The organism is Saccharomonospora saliphila YIM 90502, from assembly GCF_000383795.1.
Classification (GTDB): Bacteria; Actinomycetota; Actinomycetes; order Mycobacteriales; family Pseudonocardiaceae; genus Saccharomonospora; species Saccharomonospora saliphila.
This window is the reverse complement of record NZ_KB912704.1, coordinates 1-2,965: the sequence shown is the minus strand read 5'-3', so window position 1 is coordinate 2,965 and position 2,965 is coordinate 1. Positions and strand designations below refer to the sequence as shown.

2 protein-coding genes are annotated in these 2,965 nt (G+C 73.7%); both read right to left on the bottom strand.

Translation table 11 applies throughout. The features are described 5' to 3' along the window. Positions 1-383: AMP-binding protein (locus SACSA_RS23405; RefSeq protein WP_048876894.1), on the bottom strand; the 383-nt coding region annotated here is incomplete at its 3' end. Further along, on the bottom strand, positions 380-2,965 hold a 2,586-nt coding region (locus SACSA_RS24190), incomplete at its 5' end, for a non-ribosomal peptide synthetase (RefSeq protein ID WP_019818742.1). The genes SACSA_RS24190 and SACSA_RS23405, both read right to left, overlap by 4 nt.

The following is a 2,965-nucleotide window of genomic DNA, read 5'->3' as shown; positions in this document are numbered from 1 at the left end:
TCGTCGGGCACGATCGCCACGGCGGGGCGGCAGTCGGCCACGACGTGCTCGACGCGCTCGCGGTGGGCGCCCTTGGCCGGCGGGCTGACCGGCACGGCGATCGCCCCCGAGTACAGGCAGGCCAGCAGGGACACCACGTACTCGACGCTGGTGGGTAGCAGGATCAGGACCCGCTCGCCCGCGAGCCCGTCGCGCTGCATCCGGGCGGCCAGGGTGCGGGCGCGTGCGTCGAGCCGTGCGTAGCTCAACCTCGCGTGCTCGGTCTCGCCGTCGGCGAGCAGGACGAGCGCGGGATGGTCCGGCCGGGTGCGTGCGTGGTCGCGCAGTGCGGAGACCAGCGAGACGAAGGGCGGGTCGAGCGGGTCGGTCGAGGTCGTGGTCACTGCCGGATCTCCCTCTCCTGCGTGGTGTCCTGCCGGGTGTCGGACAACAGGTGGGCACGCACCGTGTCCGCTACTCGGGCGACGTTCGGTTCGGTCAGCACGGTGTAGTGGGTGCCGGCCACGCGCGTGGCCGTGACCGACCCCGTGGTGACCGCGCGCCATCCCCAGTCGTCGTCGGAGCCGTGCGGGTGGTCGGCGAACTCGCTCACGACCCCGTCGGACGCGCGCAGCACGACCACGTCGGCGCCGACGACGGAGGGGCGGTGCCTGCGGCACGCGCCCACCACCGCCCGGAACACCCCGAACGCGTGCCGCAGGTGGTCGTCGTCCACCGGGACGGTCGCGCCGGTGCGCGTGGCGACGAGGTCGAGTCCGGCGCGCAGCCGGTCGTCCTCGTCCACGGCCGCGAGGCGGGCGTGGACGTCGGCGGTGGCGTCCCCCGCGCGGAAACCGAGGTCGAGGTCTTCGAGGAACCACAGCATTAGCGACACGGGGTCGACCTCTGGCTCCGGCAATGGGGCGGGGGAGTCGACGACGAACAGGGTCGTGACCTGCTCACCGAGCCGTTCGAGCTGGTGGGCCATCTCCGCGGCGATCACCGCGCCGGAGGACCACCCGCCCAGCACGTACGGGCCGTGCGGGCGCAGGGCGCGCAGATGCTCCACGTACAGCGCGGCGAACCCGGCGACCTCGGTCGGGCAGGGCTCGTCCGGGCCCGGCGCCTGCATCGCGTAGCAGTCCGTGCCGAGCCGGTCGGCCAGTGGGCGGTAGCACAACACGCTTCCGCCCGCGGGGTGCACGAGGAACAGCGTGGTCGGCGACGTCCCGGCCGGGGACGTCTCGGTCGGGGACATCGCGGTCGGGGACGTCCCGGTCGAGGATGCCCCGGTCGGGGACGTCGCCGATTCCGCCCGGCTCAGCGGCACCAACGGCGACCACTCCTGCGGGGCGCCGAGCCGAGCGCACAGTGCCTCGACCGTCCGGTCGGACAGCAGCGCGGCCAGCGACAGCCGGGTGCCCAGCTCCCGCGTGATCCGCGCGATCACGCGCAACCCGGCGAACGACTGGCCGCCGAGCTCGAAGAAGTCGTCGTGCACGCCCACGGGGGAGGTCTCCAGCACGTCCTCCCAGATCGCGACCACGGTCTTCTCCAGGTCGTCGCGCGGCGCCACGTACTCCGGCCGCTGCCCGCCGGACTCCGCGGGTTCGAGCGCGGCCAGCGCCGCGCGGTCGACCTTGCCGTTGGCCGTCAGCGGGAGCTGGTCCACGACGACGACGGCCGTCGGGACCATGTAGTGCGGCAGGTGTTGCTCGGCGAAGCGGCGAAGCGCGTCGTCGTCGGTGCCTGCCTCGGCGACGACGAACGCGACGAGTTGTTTGCCCGAGGCGGTGTCGCGGGCGGTGACCAGGGCGCGCGTGACGTCGGCGTGCTGTGCCAGCACGTGCTCGATCTCGCCGAGTTCGACGCGGAAGCCCTGGATCTTGACCTGGAAGTCCGCGCGGCCGAGGAACTCGATCGTCCCGTCGGGCAGGTACCGGCCCAGATCGCCGGTGCGGTACAGCCGCTCGCCGGTCCTCGGGTGCGGTACGAACGCGGCGTCGGTGCGCTCCTGGTCGTTCCAGTACCCGATCGCGAGGCCGATCCCTCCGATGTAGAGCTCGCCCGGCACCCACGTCGGGGCATCGCCGCCCTGCTCGTCGAGCACGTGCCAGGTCTGACCCGCCATCGGCTGTCCGTACGGCACGCTCGGCCGTGCCGGATCGACGGAGTCGATCGGGTGGAGGATGGACCAGATCGAGGCCTCGGTGGCGCCGCCGAGGCTGACCACGCGTGCGCGGGGCGCGACGCGCCGGATGCGCTCGGGGAGGTCGACCGGGACCCAGTCCCCGCTGAGCAGCACGACGCGCAGCGCGGGCAGCTCGATGCCGCGGGCCTCGGCCTCCTCGACGGCGAGCTGCATCAGCGCGGGCACCGAGTTCCACACCGTGACCCCGTCGGCGAGCATCGTCTCCAGCCAGGCGCTCGGATCGTGCAGGCTCTCGGCGGCGGGCAGCACGAGCCGTGCTCCCGCGTGCACCGAGCCGAAGACGTCGTAGACGGACAGATCGAAGCACAGCGACGAGATGCCGAACACGACGTCGTCGCATCCGATGCCGAAGCGCGCGTTGACGTCGGCGATGGTGTTCAGCGGCCCCCGGTGGTCCAGCGCCGCGCCCTTGGGCGTGCCCGTGGAGCCCGAGGTGTAGATGACGTAGGCCAAATCCGTCGGCTCCCTGCGCTCGGCGGCCGGTGCCTCCGGCCCGGGCCGGTGCCCGGTGGGGACCGGGTGCACCGACACCGTGCCCAGCCCGGCGACCCGGTCGGCCAGGCCGGGGTCGGTGACCACGTGCTCGGCGCCGGTGGCCCGCAGCAGATGCGCGATGCGCTCGTCGGGCCAGTCCGGATCGATGGGGACGTAGGCACCGCCCGCGGCGAGCACCCCGAACACCGCCACCGGTTGCCGCCATCCCTTCGGCAGCACCACCGGGACCGGTGCGCCCTCGGGCATGCCCGCGCCGAGCAGCGCGGCCGCGACCGCGCG